General features: G+C 67.7%; 13 protein-coding genes. 12 read left to right on the top strand and 1 reads right to left on the bottom strand.

The features are described 5' to 3' along the window. Nucleotides 1–243: 243 nt before the first annotated feature. Nucleotides 244–1,278 (top strand): aspartate-semialdehyde dehydrogenase, encoded by a 1,035-nt coding sequence (locus MHA02_RS20425; protein WP_147082199.1) that lies wholly within the window; start codon nt 244–246, stop codon nt 1,276–1,278. A gap of 100 nt (nt 1,279–1,378) precedes the next feature. Here the strand turns inward: MHA02_RS20425 and MHA02_RS20420 are convergent, their stop codons facing one another. Beyond that, complete coding sequence (locus MHA02_RS20420) at nt 1,379–2,494, bottom strand: transglycosylase SLT domain-containing protein (protein WP_147082197.1); 1,116 nt, start codon at nt 2,492–2,494, stop codon at nt 1,379–1,381. 314 nt (nt 2,495–2,808) lie between these two features. Here MHA02_RS20420 and MHA02_RS20415 point away from each other — a divergent pair, with 314 nt between their 5' ends. From MHA02_RS20415 to MHA02_RS20365, 11 genes are all read left to right on the top strand, one after another. Further along, the gene (locus tag MHA02_RS20415; RefSeq protein WP_147082195.1) at nt 2,809–3,999 is read left to right on the top strand and encodes an inositol-3-phosphate synthase; all 1,191 of its coding nucleotides are present in this window, start codon (nt 2,809–2,811) and stop codon (nt 3,997–3,999) included. After that, nucleotides 3,999–4,919, top strand: a complete 921-nt coding sequence (locus MHA02_RS20410) for an HD domain-containing protein (RefSeq protein WP_147082207.1) — start codon at nt 3,999–4,001, stop codon at nt 4,917–4,919. Before MHA02_RS20415 ends, MHA02_RS20410 begins: the two co-directional genes overlap by 1 nt. 31 nt (nt 4,920–4,950) lie before the next feature. Beyond that, the gene (locus MHA02_RS20405) at nt 4,951–6,135 is read left to right on the top strand and encodes a class I SAM-dependent methyltransferase (protein WP_147082193.1); all 1,185 of its coding nucleotides are present in this window, start codon (nt 4,951–4,953) and stop codon (nt 6,133–6,135) included. Then, complete coding sequence (locus MHA02_RS20400) at nt 6,135–7,232, top strand: Gfo/Idh/MocA family protein (RefSeq protein ID WP_147082191.1); 1,098 nt, start codon at nt 6,135–6,137, stop codon at nt 7,230–7,232. The genes MHA02_RS20405 and MHA02_RS20400 overlap by 1 nt, the downstream gene beginning before the upstream one ends. 207 nt (nt 7,233–7,439) lie before the next feature. Beyond that, complete coding sequence (locus tag MHA02_RS20395) at nt 7,440–9,050, top strand: YcaO-like family protein (protein WP_147082189.1); 1,611 nt, start codon at nt 7,440–7,442, stop codon at nt 9,048–9,050. Between the two features lie 169 nt (nt 9,051–9,219). Then, nucleotides 9,220–10,125, top strand: coding sequence for a sugar phosphate isomerase/epimerase family protein (locus MHA02_RS20390; RefSeq protein ID WP_147082187.1), 906 nt, complete (start codon nt 9,220–9,222; stop codon nt 10,123–10,125). Beyond that, entirely contained in the window at nt 10,122–11,348 is a 1,227-nt protein-coding gene (locus MHA02_RS20385) for a glycosyltransferase family 4 protein (protein ID WP_147082185.1), read from the top strand. Before MHA02_RS20390 ends, MHA02_RS20385 begins: the two co-directional genes overlap by 4 nt. Next, nucleotides 11,345–12,121, top strand: a complete 777-nt coding sequence (locus tag MHA02_RS20380) for a PIG-L deacetylase family protein (protein WP_147082205.1) — start codon at nt 11,345–11,347, stop codon at nt 12,119–12,121. The genes MHA02_RS20385 and MHA02_RS20380 overlap by 4 nt, the downstream gene beginning before the upstream one ends. Beyond that, nucleotides 12,108–12,734 carry a uracil-DNA glycosylase gene (locus MHA02_RS20375; protein WP_174804696.1) on the top strand — a complete coding sequence of 209 codons (627 nt, stop codon included), beginning with the start codon at nt 12,108–12,110 and terminating at the stop codon, nt 12,732–12,734. The genes MHA02_RS20380 and MHA02_RS20375 overlap by 14 nt, the downstream gene beginning before the upstream one ends. Nucleotides 12,735–12,915: 181 nt before the next feature. Further along, nucleotides 12,916–13,962, top strand: coding sequence for a lysylphosphatidylglycerol synthase domain-containing protein (locus tag MHA02_RS20370; RefSeq protein ID WP_147082181.1), 1,047 nt, complete (start codon nt 12,916–12,918; stop codon nt 13,960–13,962). A 29-nt stretch (nt 13,963–13,991) separates the two neighbouring features. Next, a complete protein-coding gene (locus MHA02_RS20365; protein ID WP_147082179.1) occupies nt 13,992–15,296 on the top strand; it encodes an ATP-binding protein in 1,305 nt (434 codons plus the stop codon). Nucleotides 15,297–15,308 lie beyond the last annotated feature (12 nt).

Here is a 15,308-nt window from a genome sequence, read left to right as displayed (position 1 = left end):
GTCCAATCAATCCTGAGCGGGCGCGCCTGGAACAAGACCGGGCGCAAGGCGCCGCCCGCTTAGAGGCTCGGCCGGTTTCGATCAAGTCCGGGCAGCGGACATGCATGCCACCGCCTTGACAGGCGGAGTGCGTGCGCGCCTTGCTCCGCCCGTCGAAAAGCCAGCCTCGTCGCGTTCGGGGCGGGCTTTTCCGTATTGGCGCATGCGGCCGCGAGCTTGAGGCCGCGCAGCGGAGTGTTCGAGATGGGTTACAAGGTCGCCGTCGTCGGAGCCACGGGCAATGTGGGCCGCGAGATGCTCGACATCCTGGCCGAGCGTGCCTTCCCGGCCGACGAGGTCGTCGCACTGGCCTCGCGCCGCAGCGTGGGCCAGGAGGTCTCCTTCGGCGACAAGGTGCTCAAGGTCAAAGCGCTCGACACCCACGACTTCTCCGACACCGACATCTGCCTGATGTCGGCCGGCGGCGAAATCTCGAAGGAGTGGAGCCCCCGCATCGGCGAGCAAGGCTGCGTCGTCATCGATAACTCGTCGGCGTTCCGCTACGATTCGGACGTGCCGCTGATCGTGCCCGAGGTGAATGCCGATGCGATCGTGGGCTTCACCAAGCGCAACATCATCGCCAACCCGAATTGCTCGACCGCGCAGCTCGTCGTCGCGCTGAAGCCGCTGCACGATGCGGCCACCGTCAAGCGCGTGGTGGTCTCGACCTACCAGTCGGTCTCCGGCGCCGGCAAGGAAGCCATGGACGAGCTGTTTCAACAGACCCGTTCGGTCTTCACGGCCGGCCAGATGACCATGGCCAAGTTCCCCAAGCGCATCGCTTTCAACGTCATCCCGCACATCGATGTGTTCATGGAGGACGGCTACACGAAGGAAGAGTGGAAGATGATGGCCGAGACGAAGAAGATGCTCGACCCGAAGATCAAGCTGACGGCCACCGCCGTGCGGGTACCGGTCTTCGTCGGCCACGCCGAATCCGTGAACGTCGAGTTCGAGCGGCCGCTCTCCGTCGCGGAGGCCACCGAGATCCTGCGCGCCGCGCCGGGCATTCTCGTGGTCGATAAGCGCGAGGCCGGCGGCTACATGACCCCGCACGAGGCGGCCGGCGAGGACGCGACCTACGTCTCGCGTATCCGCGAGGACGCCACCGTCGAGAACGGCCTCGCCTTCTGGTGCGTCTCGGACAACCTGCGCAAGGGCGCGGCCCTGAACACTGTTCAGATCGCTGAGGTCCTGATCAACCGCAAGCTCCTCAACCGGCAGAAGCAGGCGGCCTGACCGGCCGGCGTTTCGTCACCGGAACATCGAATCGAAAACGGCCGCGATCCGAACGCATAGGATCGCGGCCCTTTTTTCATTAACGGTGCTGCCCCGCCGCTCACTGGATCGTCGGAGCGACCAGCGGGAGGACGACGTCGTCCTTCAGGCGGAGGCGCGCATCGAGCACCGGATGTTCGGCGCCGTGCTCCGATTCCTCAGCGATCATGGCCGCGATAGCCTGGTACTGGCTGATGCGCCGGTCGATCATGCCGTCGAGGCGCTCGTGGACCTCGGCCACGGTGAGGCTGCGGCGCTTGTCACCGTCTTTCTGCGTGAAGATGCTGCGATTCGCGCGCGCGGCGCGGCCGAAGACCTTTTGCGCGCTGCGATCCGGATCGTCGGCGCTCAGCGAAAGAAACTTGCCGGCGCTCGCGGTGCCGAGAAAATGGGCGATGTAGAGCTCGGTCGTCTTGAGCTCACGGCCGATGCGGCTCTCGATCCGGGCACGGTCGCGTTTGATCAGCTCGCCCGCCATCAGGCCGGAGACGAACGGGTCGTTGCGAAGGTCCAGCACGCGCTTGCGCATGGCCCCGTCGGCGATGCCGATGCCGCCGCCGCGGCCCTTCACCGCCGAAGCCTCGGCCGTCAGGCCGTGCCGGGCGCCGTAGTCGCGGATCATTTCGAACCAGGTCGCGGTCACGAACTGAAAGAGGCCCTGCGCCGAGGACGCCGAGGACTTCACGTCGGTATCGAAGCTCGATTCCTTGTCGGCCAGCGCCATCATGTAGACCGGGTCGACTCCGGTCGCCTCCGACGCGCGCACGATCGTCGCGGCGAGTGGACGTGGCACGCTCATCTCCCCGAAGCGCAGCACGTCGGCATCGAGCTTAGGGTCGGGCGGGGTCCCGGGGTGGTTGTCGAGCATCGCCTGCGTCAGCGGCTCTTGGCTCCTCAAGGTCTCGCCGCCCCATTCGGCGGGTCGGTCGCCATTGCCAAGCTGCGCGGCGATGGAGCTCTCGATCCGGTCGTTGGCCAGGGCCGCCGGGAGGGCGACGCCGAGGGCGAGACCGGCGATCAGGCCCGCGAAAAACCCACGCTTCACCTTACGCAGGGACGTGGATCGCGAAAACGCGTGCGGCTTTGCCGGCTTGGTGTCGTTGACATCGTCCGACCCCATAGGCACGAGTCGGCTCACGTCGTCGGCGCAGAGCGCCGGCTCCGGGAAAACCCCCATCAAACTTCCTTTTTTCGTGCCGCGGCGTTCTCGGCGCGGCTTCGATCAAGTGCCCGGGGTGTCGCCGTCAGGTGTGACGACAATGGGACCGGCCCATGATCCGATCGTGGCGGCGTTAATGCGGCGTTAAGCCCCTTTGTTTACTAATCATTAACGAGTGGTGCGGCGGTCCGTCAGCTTCCATTCATTTGAAACATGGCACATCCGCCTTGGAACGGACCCTCCGCGACCCAGTTGATACGGGCCGAGATAGGGCCACCGCGCGACGCCATTCGAGTCCCGCGTTCTTCAGACAGACAGAAAGTACTTCCCCGATGAGCATGCAGACCGGTCGCCGCGTCGGCGTCGCGTTCGTTGGCATGGGCGGCGCCGTTGCCACCACCGCCATCGCCGGCATCGAGATGATCAAGACAGGATCGAACCGGCTCGACGGTCTGCCTCTTGCCGGGGTCTCCGTGCAGGGAATGACGGATTACAAGGATCTGGTCTTCGGCGGCTGGGATCTCAACAGCGACGACCTCGCCTCGGCCGCAACGGGTCACGGCGTGCTGACCCAGCAGGACATCGAGAACGGTGCCCAGGTGCTTAAGGGCATCACACCCTGGCCGGCCGTCGGCAGCGCCAAGTTCTGCAAGAACATCGAGGGCGGCAACCGCATCGTCGCCAAGGACCATCGCGAGACGGTCTCGATCATCGCCAACGACCTCAAGCGCTTCCGCCAGGAAAGCAACCTCGACGAGGTCGTGGTCATCAACCTCGCCTCGACCGAGCGCTGGCCCGACCTGACCGCGGCCGTGCTGAATTCGACGGAGGCCTTCGAGAAGGGCCTCGACACCGACGACGAGTCGATTTCCCCGGCAATGCTCTACGCCTATGCGGCGATCAAGAGCGGCGTGCCTTACGGAAACTTCACGCCGAGCGTCGCTGCCGACATTCCGGCACTGCTGAACCTCGCCAAGGAGATGGGCGTGCCCGTCGCCGGCAAGGACGGCAAGACCGGCCAGACTATGATGAAGACCGTGCTGGCGCCCGCCTTCAAGGCCCGCGCACTTCACGTCGACGGCTGGTTCTCGACGAACATCCTCGGCAATCGCGACGGCCTCGCCCTGAACGATCCGTCCTCCCTGCAGTCGAAGATCAATACCAAGGGCACCGTGCTCGACTCGATTCTCGGCTACCCCGTCGAGGACCACCTCGTGCACATCCACTATTACCGGCCGCGCGGCGACGACAAGGAAGCCTGGGACAACATCGACGTCACCGGCTTCATGGGCCAGCGCATGCAGATCAAGGTCAACTTCCTCTGCAAGGATTCCATTCTGGCGGCTCCCCTCGTGATCGAGATCGCGCGCGTGCTCGACCTCGCCAAGCAACGGGGGGATGGTGGTGCGCAGGAGCAGCTTTCGAGCTTCTTCAAGGCGCCGATGGTCAAGAACGGCGCCGGCCCGGAGCACGATTTCGGCAAGCAGCAGAAGATGCTGCTCGATTGGCTCGGCGCAAACTGATGCCGACCCAGGGCACGGCAGCCGCCGCGCCCCTTCCTCTGCGCGATCTTCTCGTCGAACTCGGCGATCTCAAGCGCGTCCGCTCCGCCGGACGTGCCGGGTCGATCGCCGAGCGGCTTTTTGCGCAGGGCTGGGGAGCGCTCACGGGCGGAGCCGCACCGGAAACGGTAGCGCTTCAGGTGACCGCCAGCGCGTTGGCCGCGACCCGGCTCTGCGACATCGACGCCGCATTCCTGGTGGCCGCCGGCCTGGACGACGAGCAGGCCTCGGCCGTGCTCGTCGCAGGCTTCGATGCCGTCACCGAGCAGGTCGATCCGGTTCTCCGTGATCGCCTGCGCGCTTTCCTGCGCCCGTCGCAGGAGGCCCTCCCGGCCGGCCCCCTGCCCGACTTCGTCGCAGCGCAGGCGCAACAGCCGCGGGCCGGCGTCACCTGCCCCGGCAAGCCGCGCATCCTATTGGAACCGCCGGAGAACCACGCCGAGCATTGCCTGATCGTGGCGGTATACGGCGTCGTGCTGAGTCCGTTCTACCGGGCCGACCCCACCGTGGTCTTCCTTGCGGCCATGGCGCACCACTTCCACAACGCGCTGATGCCGGATGCCGGGTTCACCGGCGAGATGCTGCTCGGCGACCATCTCTGGCCGATCGTCGCGCGCTGCTCCGAGCGTTCGCTGAACGAATTGGAGCCGTCCCTGCGCGAGACCGTACGCAGCGCCCGCGCCGTTCTTCCGGACGACGCAACCGCCGAAGGCCGTGCCTTCCACGCAGCCGACTCGATCGACCGCGTGCTGCAGATCGCGCAGCATCTGCGCGCCGCTTCGCTGACCATGGACACGGTGCTCGGCGATATGGAGCTGGTCCATGCCGGTCCGGTGAAGGATTTCCAGGACCGGGTGCTGCGCGACATGCGCATCCCGTGAAAACCGGCACCCCCCGCCCTATTCTTCGGCCATGATCCCGTTCGATCTTCTCTCGCCCGAAACCGGCAACCCGCTGGAGGCCGACGGCGCGCATATCCTGCGCGACGCCGAGACCGGTGCCCGCTGGCCCGTGCTCGATGGCATTCCGTACCTGCGCACCAACCGGGGCGAACTGATTGCGGCGACGCTGGCCCATATCGACGCGGGCGATACCGACGCGGCGCTGGCGGGCCTACTCGCCGACCAGGACGATTGGTGGAACGGTCCTCCGGCCGATCCGGCGGCGCTCCGCGCGCTCGTGGCCGACAGCAGGACCGCGACGCTTCGTGAGGCCGTTAACGGTCTCGGCTGGGGCCGAGTCGGCGATTACTTCGTCAATCGCTGGAGCGACCCGACCTATCTTGCCGGGCTCACGCTGCTCGAAGCGCACTGGAACGAACCCGCCTGCGCCTTCGAACTCGCCTGCGGTATCGGGCATTATCTGCGCGAGATGCAGGCCCGTGGCGTGAAGGTCGCCGGGGCCGACGTCGTCTTCGCCAAGCTCTGGGTGGCCCGCAATTGGGTGGTCGAGAAGGGCGCACAGTTGATCTGCTTCGATGCGTCCTCGCCGCATTGGCCGATCGCCGAGGCGCCGGTCGACCTCGTGCTCTGCAACGACGCCTTCTACTTCCTCGACGACAAGCCGGGCATCCTCGCCTGTCTGCGCAGGACGGCCGGCGAAGACGGCTGGCTCGCGGTCAGCCACATCCATAACAGCGGCTGCCCCGGCTTCTCCGCCGGCAAGGCGGTTTCGGCCGCCGACATCGAGGAGCTGTTTCCGGACGGGCTCGTCTACGACGATGCCGAGTTGACCCGGGCGCTCATTGAGGCGCGCGCGCCGACTCCGCGCGACCCGCACGAGCTGAAGGCCTGCGAGGCCTTCTCGCTCGTTGCCGGCCCCGGCATGCGCCCTGCCCCACGCTCGGTGATCGACGGGATCACGCTTCCGGTTGCCGGCACGGCGTTGCGGCTCAACCCGCTCTACAAGGTCGATCTCAGCGGTGCCTACGTAATTCGCTGGCCGTCCGAGCGCTACGCGGCGGAATACGCCGGTCGCGTGACCTACCCGCTGCACTCCGATGGCCCCAAGACCCTTGATTGGGAGGGTGGCCCGCAGACGCCGATCGCGGAGCGCGTGCGTCGACGCGAATACGTCGATCTGCCGGAGCGCTGGTGATGACCAGAGCACTTTCAGACGAAGTAGATGACGGTTCGTCGCGCGAAAGTGCGGCCAACGAGGATGCGATCGGTTGGGGCATCGTCGGCTACGGCTGGGTCGCCCGCGACTACATGGCGCCCGGCATCCGCGCTGCCGGCCACCGGCTCGTCGCCGTCGCCGACCCGGGTGGGGCCTCGCGCGCCACAGCGGAAGCCGAGGGCGCGCGGGCGCATGCCGACATCGCCGGGCTGATCGCCGAGCCCGAGGTCGAGGCGGTCTATGTCGCGACCCCCAACCACCTGCACCGTGCAGCCGTCGAGGCGTTGGCGGCCAGCGGCAAGGCGATCCTGTGCGAGAAGCCGATGGCGGCCTCGCTCGACGACGCGGAGGCCATGGCTGCTGCGGTCAAGCGTTCCGGCACCTTCTACGGTACCGCCTTCGACCAGCGCCACCACCCCGGGCACCGCGCCATGCGGGACGCGATCCGCGAAGGCCGGCTCGGCACGGTCACGACGATCCGCATCGTCTATGCCTGTTGGCTCGACCGGGCCTGGGCGTCTTTCCAGGGCCAGGACAACTGGCGGATCGATCCGGCCAAGGCGGGTGGCGGCGCGCTGATCGACCTCGCCCCGCATGGGCTCGACCTCTGCGATTTCCTGCTTGGGGAATCGATCCAGGACATCGCTTCGCTGACGCAAGCCCGTGCCCAGGATTATGCCGTCGATGACGGGGCGCTCCTGATCGGCCGCACTGAGAGCGGCGTGCTCGCCAATCTCCATGTCGCCTACAACTGCCCGGACGTGCTGCCCCGCCGCCGTCTGGAGGTGGTCGGAACGAAGGGCATGCTGACGGCGGTCGACACGATGGGGCAGACGCCCGGCGGCCGGCTGACGTTCACCGATGGTACAACCGGCGTGGCCGAAGACATCGCCTTCGATGCGGAGGCATCGCCCTTCCTGGAACAGGTTCGCGCCTTCGGCTCGGCCCTGCGCCGGCCGGAGGAGCGGGCGGCCTATTCGGCCGAGCGGGACCTGCACACCATGCGCCTGCTGGCGCGGGCCTACGGCGAGGCCGGGCGCGAGCCGGGCCGCCCGAGGGTCGCGCCGGCGGCGTGAGACGAAGACGGAACGATACGAGACGGTCGGTCCTACTCCATCACCTCATCCTGAGGTGCCGAAGCGAAGCGGAGGCCTCGAAGGAGGGCTCCGGGGATCGCATCGGGTCCTGGAGCCCTCCTTCGAGGCTGCTGCGCAGCACCTCAGGATGAGGTGTGAGGATGGGAGATCCGGGATCGCCGCATCACCGCGAGTGACTGAACTGCCATGACGACGACCGAGATCGACCAGGACGACCGCGCCCGCCACGACAGCCTGAAGGCACCGCGGCGCTATCGCTATGGCGCCCCGCGCCGGATCGAGGGGTTGCCCGAGCGCTTGCCGGATGCCGTCACGGCCTATCTCGACATTCTGCCCGAGGGCCGCGTCGTCGGCTTCAACTTGGCGCCGCTCGACCGCACCGGCATCCCGGTCTGGTTCGTCGCGCTGTTTCTCGATGATCCTTTCTTCGTCGGCGCCATGCCGTCCGGCATCGGCTACGGCGCCACCGACGACGAGGCGCTGATCGGCGCCGTTGCCGAGATCGCCGAGAACTTGATGCCGTCGCTGGCCGTCATGCCGCGCGAAAAGCAGGTCGGCTGCTCCTACGACGACCTCGTTCGCGTCTTCGGCGCCGGCAGCGTCGCCGACCCGCTGACGCTGTGCCTGCCGGCCGGTTCGCCGGTCGGCCGCGGTACGAAGCTCGACTGGACGACGGTGGTTCGCGCGCGCACCGGCGAGAACGTCTGGATGCCGCTCGACATCGCCGCGACCGACTATTTCGAGCTGAGCGCGGGCTACAAGCCCTTCACCAACCTGATTACGAACGGCCTCGGCGCCGGCCCGGACACGGCATTCGCCCTCGGTCACGGCCTGCTCGAACTGCTCCAGCGCGACGGCAACGGCCTGCTGTTCCGAGCGCTGGACCAGGGCGTGATGATCGACCTCACCGGCATCGGCCCGGAGACGCAGGCCATGCTCGACCGGCTGAAGGGTCTCGGCATCCGCGCGCTACCGAAATTCGCCACCGACGAGTTCGGCCTGACCAACATCTACGTGGTCGGCTACGACGAGAACGGCGCCGACGCTCCCTGCCCGATCGCGCTCTCGGCCGCCGGTGAGGCTTGTGATCCCGACCGCGAGCGGGCGCTCCGCAAGGCGCTCCTCGAATTCCAGGCCGCCCGCGTCCGCAAGACCTTCGGCCACGGTCCTCTGGCGCTCGCCGACAGCGTCGCCCCCCCCGGCTATGTCGAGGCCTTCATCCAGAAGGCGCTTCCGAGCCTCGACCTGGAGGAGAGCCGCGCCCTGCAGGCGATGCTCGCCTGGATCGACCTCACGGGCGAAGAGCTGAAGGGTGTCTTCTCCGAGACGGTCTTCTCCGAGCGCTCGAAGAAGCCGTTCCTCGACTTGCCGACGACCCCGGCGGCTGACGGACATGCCCGCGGCAAGATCGCGAAGGACCGGCTCGATGCCGCCGGGTTCGACATCCTCTACGTCGATTGCGCCCCGCCCGAGAGCGGCATCGGCATCGTCAAGGCGATCGTGCCGGGGCTCGAAGTCGAGACCATGAGCTATTACCGGATCGGTGAGCGGAACACCCGGAAGCTCATCGAGCGCGACCATCCGCTGATAAAATTCGGCCGGGAGACCGACACGCTGCTGCCCGTGCGCCTGACGCCGGAGGCGCTCGAGCGCCTCGGCGGCCAGCCGCTGTTCGACACCGCCCTGGCGGAGGAGATCGTCGGCTCGCATTATCCGCTCTACCGCGAGCCGGAATCCCACCATGCCCCCTTCCGCTACGAGCGGCAGGGCCGGCGGGCCGAGAGGAAGCGGGTATGACCGCAGTGGTGGCCGGAAGACTCGACCCGTCGTTCCGGGGCTCGCCGAAGGCGAGAACCCGGAATCCACGATGGGGAGCGACGCTTCGGGCGGACAGGAAACGCCGTGCTCGGTCATGGTTTCCGGGTTCCGCTGCGCGGCCCCGGAATGACGAAGGGGGAATGCCGTCGTGACCCTCCGCTTCGCCTACAACACCAACGGCACCGCCCATCACCGCCTCGAAGACGCGATCCGGCTGATCAAGGATGCGGGCTATGACGGGGTCGCGCTGACGCTCGACATCCACCATCTCGACCCGTTCGCCGAGAGCTGGATCGTCGAGGCGGACCACATCGCGACGCTGCTGCAGCGTCTCGAACTCGGTTCGGTGATCGAGACCGGGGCCCGCTTCCTGCTCGACCCCAGCGCAAAGCACGAGCCGACGCTGGTGACGGCCGACGCCTCGGGTCGTGCTAGGCGCATCGGCTTCCTGAAGCGCGCCGTCGACATCGCGCATGTCTTGAAGTCGGAGGCCGTCTCGTTCTGGGCCGGTGTGCCGAAGGAGGGCGTCGATCGCGCGGCTGCGCAGGGTTGGCTGATCGAGGGCCTCACCGAGGTCGCCGCCTATGCCGAGGAGAAGGGTGTCGTCGCCGCGCTGGAACCCGAGCCCGGCATGCTGATCGAGACCCTCGACGACTATGCCGCCCTCGACCTGCCGAACCTCCGGCTCGCCCTCGATACCGGCCATTGCCTCGTGACCGAGGAGCGCGATCCGGCCGCTGCTGTAAGGGAATTCGCGGAGCGCCTCGGCACCGTCGCCATCGAGGACATGAAACGCCGCGAGCACATCCACCTGCCCTTCGGCGAGGGCGACATGGACGTTCCGTCGGTGCTCGACGCCCTCGAAGCCATCGACTTCCAGAAACTCGTTTGCGTTGAGCTCTCCCGCGAAAGCCACCGCGCCGATGTGATGGTGCCGCGCTCCCTCGAATATCTGCGGACCTGCCGCCGTCCGGGTCCCGGTCTGCCGGCTGCCGACGAGACGTCGCACGAGGCGCTGGCGCCGCAGATCTCCACGGGAACGGCGACCTCATGAGGATCTGCTTCGTCAGTCGGCGCTACTTCCCGGCGATCTCCGGCATGAGCGTCTACGCGCAGAATCTGCTGCGCGAACTCGTCGGCGCCGGCCACGACGTCACGATGATTTCGCAGTATCGCGGTGACGCATTCGGCACCCGTGTCTATGGCGGAGGACCGCCACCGGTCGTGCCGGGGGTTCACGTCATCGGCCTCGAGCAGCTCGGCGAGCAGGAGAGCGGCGATTTCGAGCGCGACATCGCGACGATGGTCGAGACCATCTGCGCCGAGCACGCTAAAAAGCCTTTCGACGTCCTGCACGCGCAATACGGCTACCCGACGGGCTGGGCGGTGCTTCTCGCGTCGAAAAGGCTCGGCGTGCCGAACGTGGTCTCGATCCAGGGCGGCGACGGCCACTGGGTCGGGTCGTGCTGCGAGACCCACCGCGTCGCCATGTGCGAGGTTCTGGCCCACGCCAACGCCCTGCTGATCGGCGGCCAGTCCTTCGTGAAGGAGGTCTGCGACCGGCTCGGCTCCGACCCTGCGCGCTTCACCATCGTGCCCGGCGCGGTCGACACCGCCCGCTTCACGCCGGGCGCACCGGTGGAGGGCGAGGACCCGGTGCGGCTGTTCTATCACGGCCGCGTCGACCGCCGGAAAGGCGTCCTCGATATGCTCGATGCGCTCGAACGTGTCTGGGAGGCCGGTCTGCCCTTCGAGGCGACCATCTCCGGCATCGGCCCGGACGTGGACGCCGCCCGCGCCCGCGCGGAGCAGATCGGCTTCACGCCGGCCCACGTCGCGTTCACCGGCTATGCCGATTACGAGACGGTGCCGGATCTCTACCGGAAGGCCGACGTGTTCGTCTCGCCGACCTATGCCGAGGGCTTTTCGAACACGATCCTGGAAGCGATGGCCGCCGGACTCGCCGTGGTCTCGACCCATTCCGTCGGCGTTTCGGACTGCCTGCGCCACGACGAGAACGGACTGATGGTCCAGCCAGGCGACGTGTCGGCCCTAGCAAAGGCTCTCGGCCGGGTGATCGAGGACGCAGAGCTTCGCGCGCGGCTTGCACAAGCCGGGCTCGAGGAATGCCGCCGGGTCTATTCGTGGAAGGCCGTGGGCGGCCAGATCATGCAGGTCTACGCCGACATCGTCCGCGAGCTTCCACATACGGACTTCTCGGACGCGCTTCCGCACGATCCAAACTGCCGCTTCCGCGCCGAGCCGCATCTGCTCTGATGCCGTGCGCCCTCGCCGTCTCGCCCCATCTCGACGACGCCGTCTTCTCGGCCGGCGGCACGCTGGCGCATCTGGCGCGCGGGGGCTGGAACGTCGTGATGGCCACCGTGTTCACGGCCTCCGTCGCCGAGCCGAAGGGCTTCGCGCTGGCCTGCCAACTCGACAAGGGGCTGTCGGCCGAGGTCGACTACATGGCGCTCCGCCGCGAAGAAGATCTCGTGGCTGCAGCCCATCTCGGGATCGAGGCGCCGGTCCACCTGCCCTTCCGCGAGGCCCCGCATCGCGGTTATGGCTCCCCGCCGGAACTGTTCGGCGGCCTGCATGCGGACGATCGCATCGAGCTCAACCTCGCCGACGCGTTCGAGACGCTGATCTCGCAGATCCGGCCCGATCTGATCCTCGCGCCGCAGGCCGTCGGCGGCCATGTCGACCACGTCCAGGTGGTGCGGGCCCTGCGCGCCTGCCGCCCGGGCGTGTATCCGGCGGCGCCGATCCTGTGGTGGCGCGACTACCCGTACACCGTGCGCAGTGCCGATCCACAGGAACCACTGCGAGAGATCTTTTCGGATTTTGATCCCTGCGAGATCCGCTTCGATGCCGAATGCGAATCCAGAAAGGCCCAGGCCTGTGCGGCCTACGGCAGCCAGATCGGATTCCAGTTCGGCGGCGCCGAGGCCTTGGTTGCTCGGCTCAAGGACGAGGGTGCCGTCGAGCGCTTTCGGCTCACCGGCACCCTGCCCAGAGGCGTGCCGCCGAATGCTGCCGCGGTCTGAGCCCGACATCCCGAAGAGCCTCGCGGATCCGGCGGCTCTCGCGGAACGACGTGGCTTCATCGACGCGCCTCATCTCCGGCCGCTGCGGACACTCGCGCGACGGATCGCTACCGAGCGAAGCGCTGCGGTTCCGGACCCGGATCCGTTCGACGGAGGGGTCGAGGCACGGCTGCTGCTTCTGCTGGAAACACCGGGACCGGCGATCGTACGAACCGGAATCGTCTCGCGTGACAATCCGACCGGCACGGCCGCCAACCTCTTCCGCTTCCTGCGGGCGGGGGACATCGCGCGGGCCGATACGCTGATCTGGAACACCGTACCGTGGGTGATCCATGTCGAGGGCGCTCTCAATCGGACGCCGCGCCGGTCCGAGCAGCGCTTGGCCGAACGCTATCTGGATCCGCTGCTCGATTGCCTTCCGCACCTCGCCGTCGTGGTGTTGGCGGGACGGATCGCCGGCGCCGTTCGCGAACCGCTGGAGCGGCTGCGTCCCGGCCTGCCCATCGTCGCGATCCCGCATCCGAGCCCCACCTTCGTCTGCACGTCGCCGAGCGTTCGCGAGCGGATCCTCACCGGTTTCGTGCAGGCTCGAACGCTGCTGGCCTCCACCTGATGGCCACCATGCGGGAGGTGACGGCTCACCCGCCATCGTCATGGCACGCCCTCTGGAATACCTCAGCCGTCGCTAGCCTTTGCGGGGTGATCGGCCTACATGCGGCGGGCGGGCCGTCGCTCGGGATGACCCGCGTTCCGGCGCAGGGCGAGCGACCAGCAGAGGCGGACGCCGTTCCAGGATGAATTTCGTCGAGAAACGGAAGGATCGGGCCGAGACCGAAGCCGTCGACGCGTCGCAGGTCGATGCCGACGGAAAGGCGGGGGCGAAGGCGGGCTTTTTCAAGCGACGCTATGCCTGGATCGGCACGGCCGCGAGCATCCTCCTTCTCGTCGCCTCGGCCGTCGTCCTCTGGAAACTCTCCGAAGAGATTACCTGGGACAAGCTCAGCGGTGCGTTGACCGCGGTGACCGGCACGCAATTGTCCGTCGCTTTCGGCTTCGTGGCGATCAGCTACTTCTTCCTCACCTTCTATGACGCGCTGGCGCTCAAGCAGCTGAAGCTGAAGGTGCCATACCGCATCACGGCGCTCGCCTCGTTCACGAGCTACGCCGTGAGCTTCACCCTCGGCTTCCCGCTGCTGACGGCCGGCACGATCCGCTATTGGGTCTATTCGAGCCGTGGCCTCTCCACCGCGAAGATCGCGGCGCTCACCGTCATTGCCGGGTTCACCTTCTGGCTCGGCATGGGCGTGGTTCTGGGGCTCAGCCTCATCGTCGAGGCGGGCCAGCTCGCCGGCCTCGCCTTCACCAGCATCCGGGTGAACCAGGGCGTCGGCGTCGCGGCCCTGTTCTCGGTCGTGGGCTACCTGATCTGGGTCTCGATCAAGCGCCGCTACATCACCGTGAAGCACTGGCGGCTCGAACTGCCGGGCGCCACGGTCTCGTTCACGCAGATGCTGGTCGGCATCGGCGACGTCTGTGCGGCGGCCGCCGTGCTCTACGTGCTGATGCCCTCCGAGATGACGCTCGGCTTCTCGACCTTCGTCGCGATCTACGTGCTCGCCGCGATGCTCGGCATCGCCTCCAACGTTCCCGGCGGCGCCGGCGTGTTCGAGGCGACGATCATGCTGGCCATGTCGAGCCTGCCGCGCGGCGAGGTGCTCGGCTCGCTGCTGCTGTTCCGGGTCTGCTACTACCTCGTTCCCTTCGCCGTGGCGCTTGCCATGCTGGGCGTCTACGAGGTGGCCAAGCGTCTGCGCCGCCGCCGCGCCGCGAACGATCCGTGATCGCGTCCGAGCGGGTTTGAGCCGACGACATGCCCGGTTCTGTCCGACGATCCGCTTTCGCGGGAGCCTCTGCCGCCACGATCGCTTTCGGCATCGCCGCGCTCGTGGACGGCACGCCCGGCATCGCCTTCCTGCTCGCTGCCTCGTTCGCGCTCGTCGTGGGTACGGTATTGAGCCGATCCGGCGCTCCCATCGTCGCGCCGCCTGAAAGCGAGCGACGCGAACGACATTCCGTGGCCGAGTCGCTGCTCGCCAACATTCCCGACCCCGTCATCCTGGTCGACCGCCGCATCGTCGTGATCGAGGCGAACCCGGCCGCCCGCGCCCTGCTGCCGGGGCTGAAGCTGCGCCACCCCCTCTCCTTCGCGCTCCGCTCGCCGGACGTGCTCGACGGGATCGAGGAGGTCCTGCAGAGCGGCGCCCCGCTCAAGACCGGCTACGTCACGCGGGTCCCGACCGAACGCGCCTTCGAAGTACAGATCGGCGCACTGCCGCCGGCCGATACCCCCGGTGGCGGACAGCCCAACGTCGTGCTCTTCCTGCGCGACTTGACCTCCGCCCGCCGCCTGGAAGCGATGCGGGTCGATTTCGTGGCCAATGCGAGCCACGAATTGCGTACGCCGTTGGCCTCGCTCTCGGGCTTCATCGAGACGCTGCAGGGGCCGGCTCGCGACGATCCGCGGGCGCGCGAGCAGTTCCTGGGGATCATGCGCACGCAGGCGCAGCGCATGACCCGGCTCATCGACGACCTGCTGTCGCTCTCGCGCATCGAGCTGCGTGAGCACGTGCCGCCGACGCAGATCGTTTGCCTGAAGCGCATCGCACGGCAGATGGTGGAGGAGAAGGCGCCGCTGGCCGCCGAGCGCGGCATCGCCCTGACGCTCGATGCACCCGAGCCGCCCTACTCCGTCCTCGGCGATCGCGACGAGCTTTTGCGGGTCGTCGAGAACCTCGTGGAGAACGCCCTGAAATACGGCGGCAGCGGAGGCCTGGTCGCGGTGAGCCTCGGCCGCGAGGAGGCCTCCGGCAACCGCCCGCCGCAGCTCACGCTGTCGGTGCGCGACGCGGGGCCGGGTATCGCGCCCGAGCACATCCCGCGACTGACCGAGCGGTTCTACAGGGTCGATACCGCATCGAGCCGGCAGCAGGGCGGCACCGGTCTCGGGCTCGCGATCGTCAAGCACGCCCTCAACCGCCACCGTGGCCGCTTCGTCATCGAAAGCGAGGTCGGACAAGGCACGACCATGCGGGTGATCCTGCCCGAGCACCGCACCGGAGACCAAATCGAGGCCCCCGATATGCGGCCAGTCGACACGCCCTTGACCTTCCCATGATGGGAAGCCCCA

Origin of the sequence: Methylobacterium haplocladii, assembly GCF_007992175.1 — a bacterium.
In the GTDB taxonomy this organism is placed as follows: domain Bacteria; phylum Pseudomonadota; class Alphaproteobacteria; order Rhizobiales; family Beijerinckiaceae; genus Methylobacterium; species Methylobacterium haplocladii.
The sequence above is the reverse complement of the archived record's forward strand: the minus strand, read 5'-3'. Positions and strand labels throughout refer to the sequence as shown.

Bases quoted from the DNA above. Each gene is read 5' to 3' on its own strand.
- MHA02_RS20425 (WP_147082199.1), top strand. From the start codon at position 244: ATGGGTTACAAGGTCGCCGTCGTCGGAGCCACGGGCAATGTGGGCCGC.
- MHA02_RS20420 (WP_147082197.1), bottom strand. From the start codon at position 2,494: ATGGGGGTTTTCCCGGAGCCGGCGCTCTGCGCCGACGACGTGAGCCGA.
- MHA02_RS20415 (WP_147082195.1), top strand. From the start codon at position 2,809: ATGAGCATGCAGACCGGTCGCCGCGTCGGCGTCGCGTTCGTTGGCATG.
- MHA02_RS20410 (WP_147082207.1), top strand. From the start codon at position 3,999: ATGCCGACCCAGGGCACGGCAGCCGCCGCGCCCCTTCCTCTGCGCGAT.
- MHA02_RS20405 (WP_147082193.1), top strand. From the start codon at position 4,951: ATGATCCCGTTCGATCTTCTCTCGCCCGAAACCGGCAACCCGCTGGAG.
- MHA02_RS20400 (WP_147082191.1), top strand. From the start codon at position 6,135: ATGACCAGAGCACTTTCAGACGAAGTAGATGACGGTTCGTCGCGCGAA.
- MHA02_RS20395 (WP_147082189.1), top strand. From the start codon at position 7,440: ATGACGACGACCGAGATCGACCAGGACGACCGCGCCCGCCACGACAGC.
- MHA02_RS20385 (WP_147082185.1), top strand. From the start codon at position 10,122: ATGAGGATCTGCTTCGTCAGTCGGCGCTACTTCCCGGCGATCTCCGGC.
- MHA02_RS20370 (WP_147082181.1), top strand. From the start codon at position 12,916: ATGAATTTCGTCGAGAAACGGAAGGATCGGGCCGAGACCGAAGCCGTC.
- MHA02_RS20365 (WP_147082179.1), top strand. From the start codon at position 13,992: ATGCCCGGTTCTGTCCGACGATCCGCTTTCGCGGGAGCCTCTGCCGCC.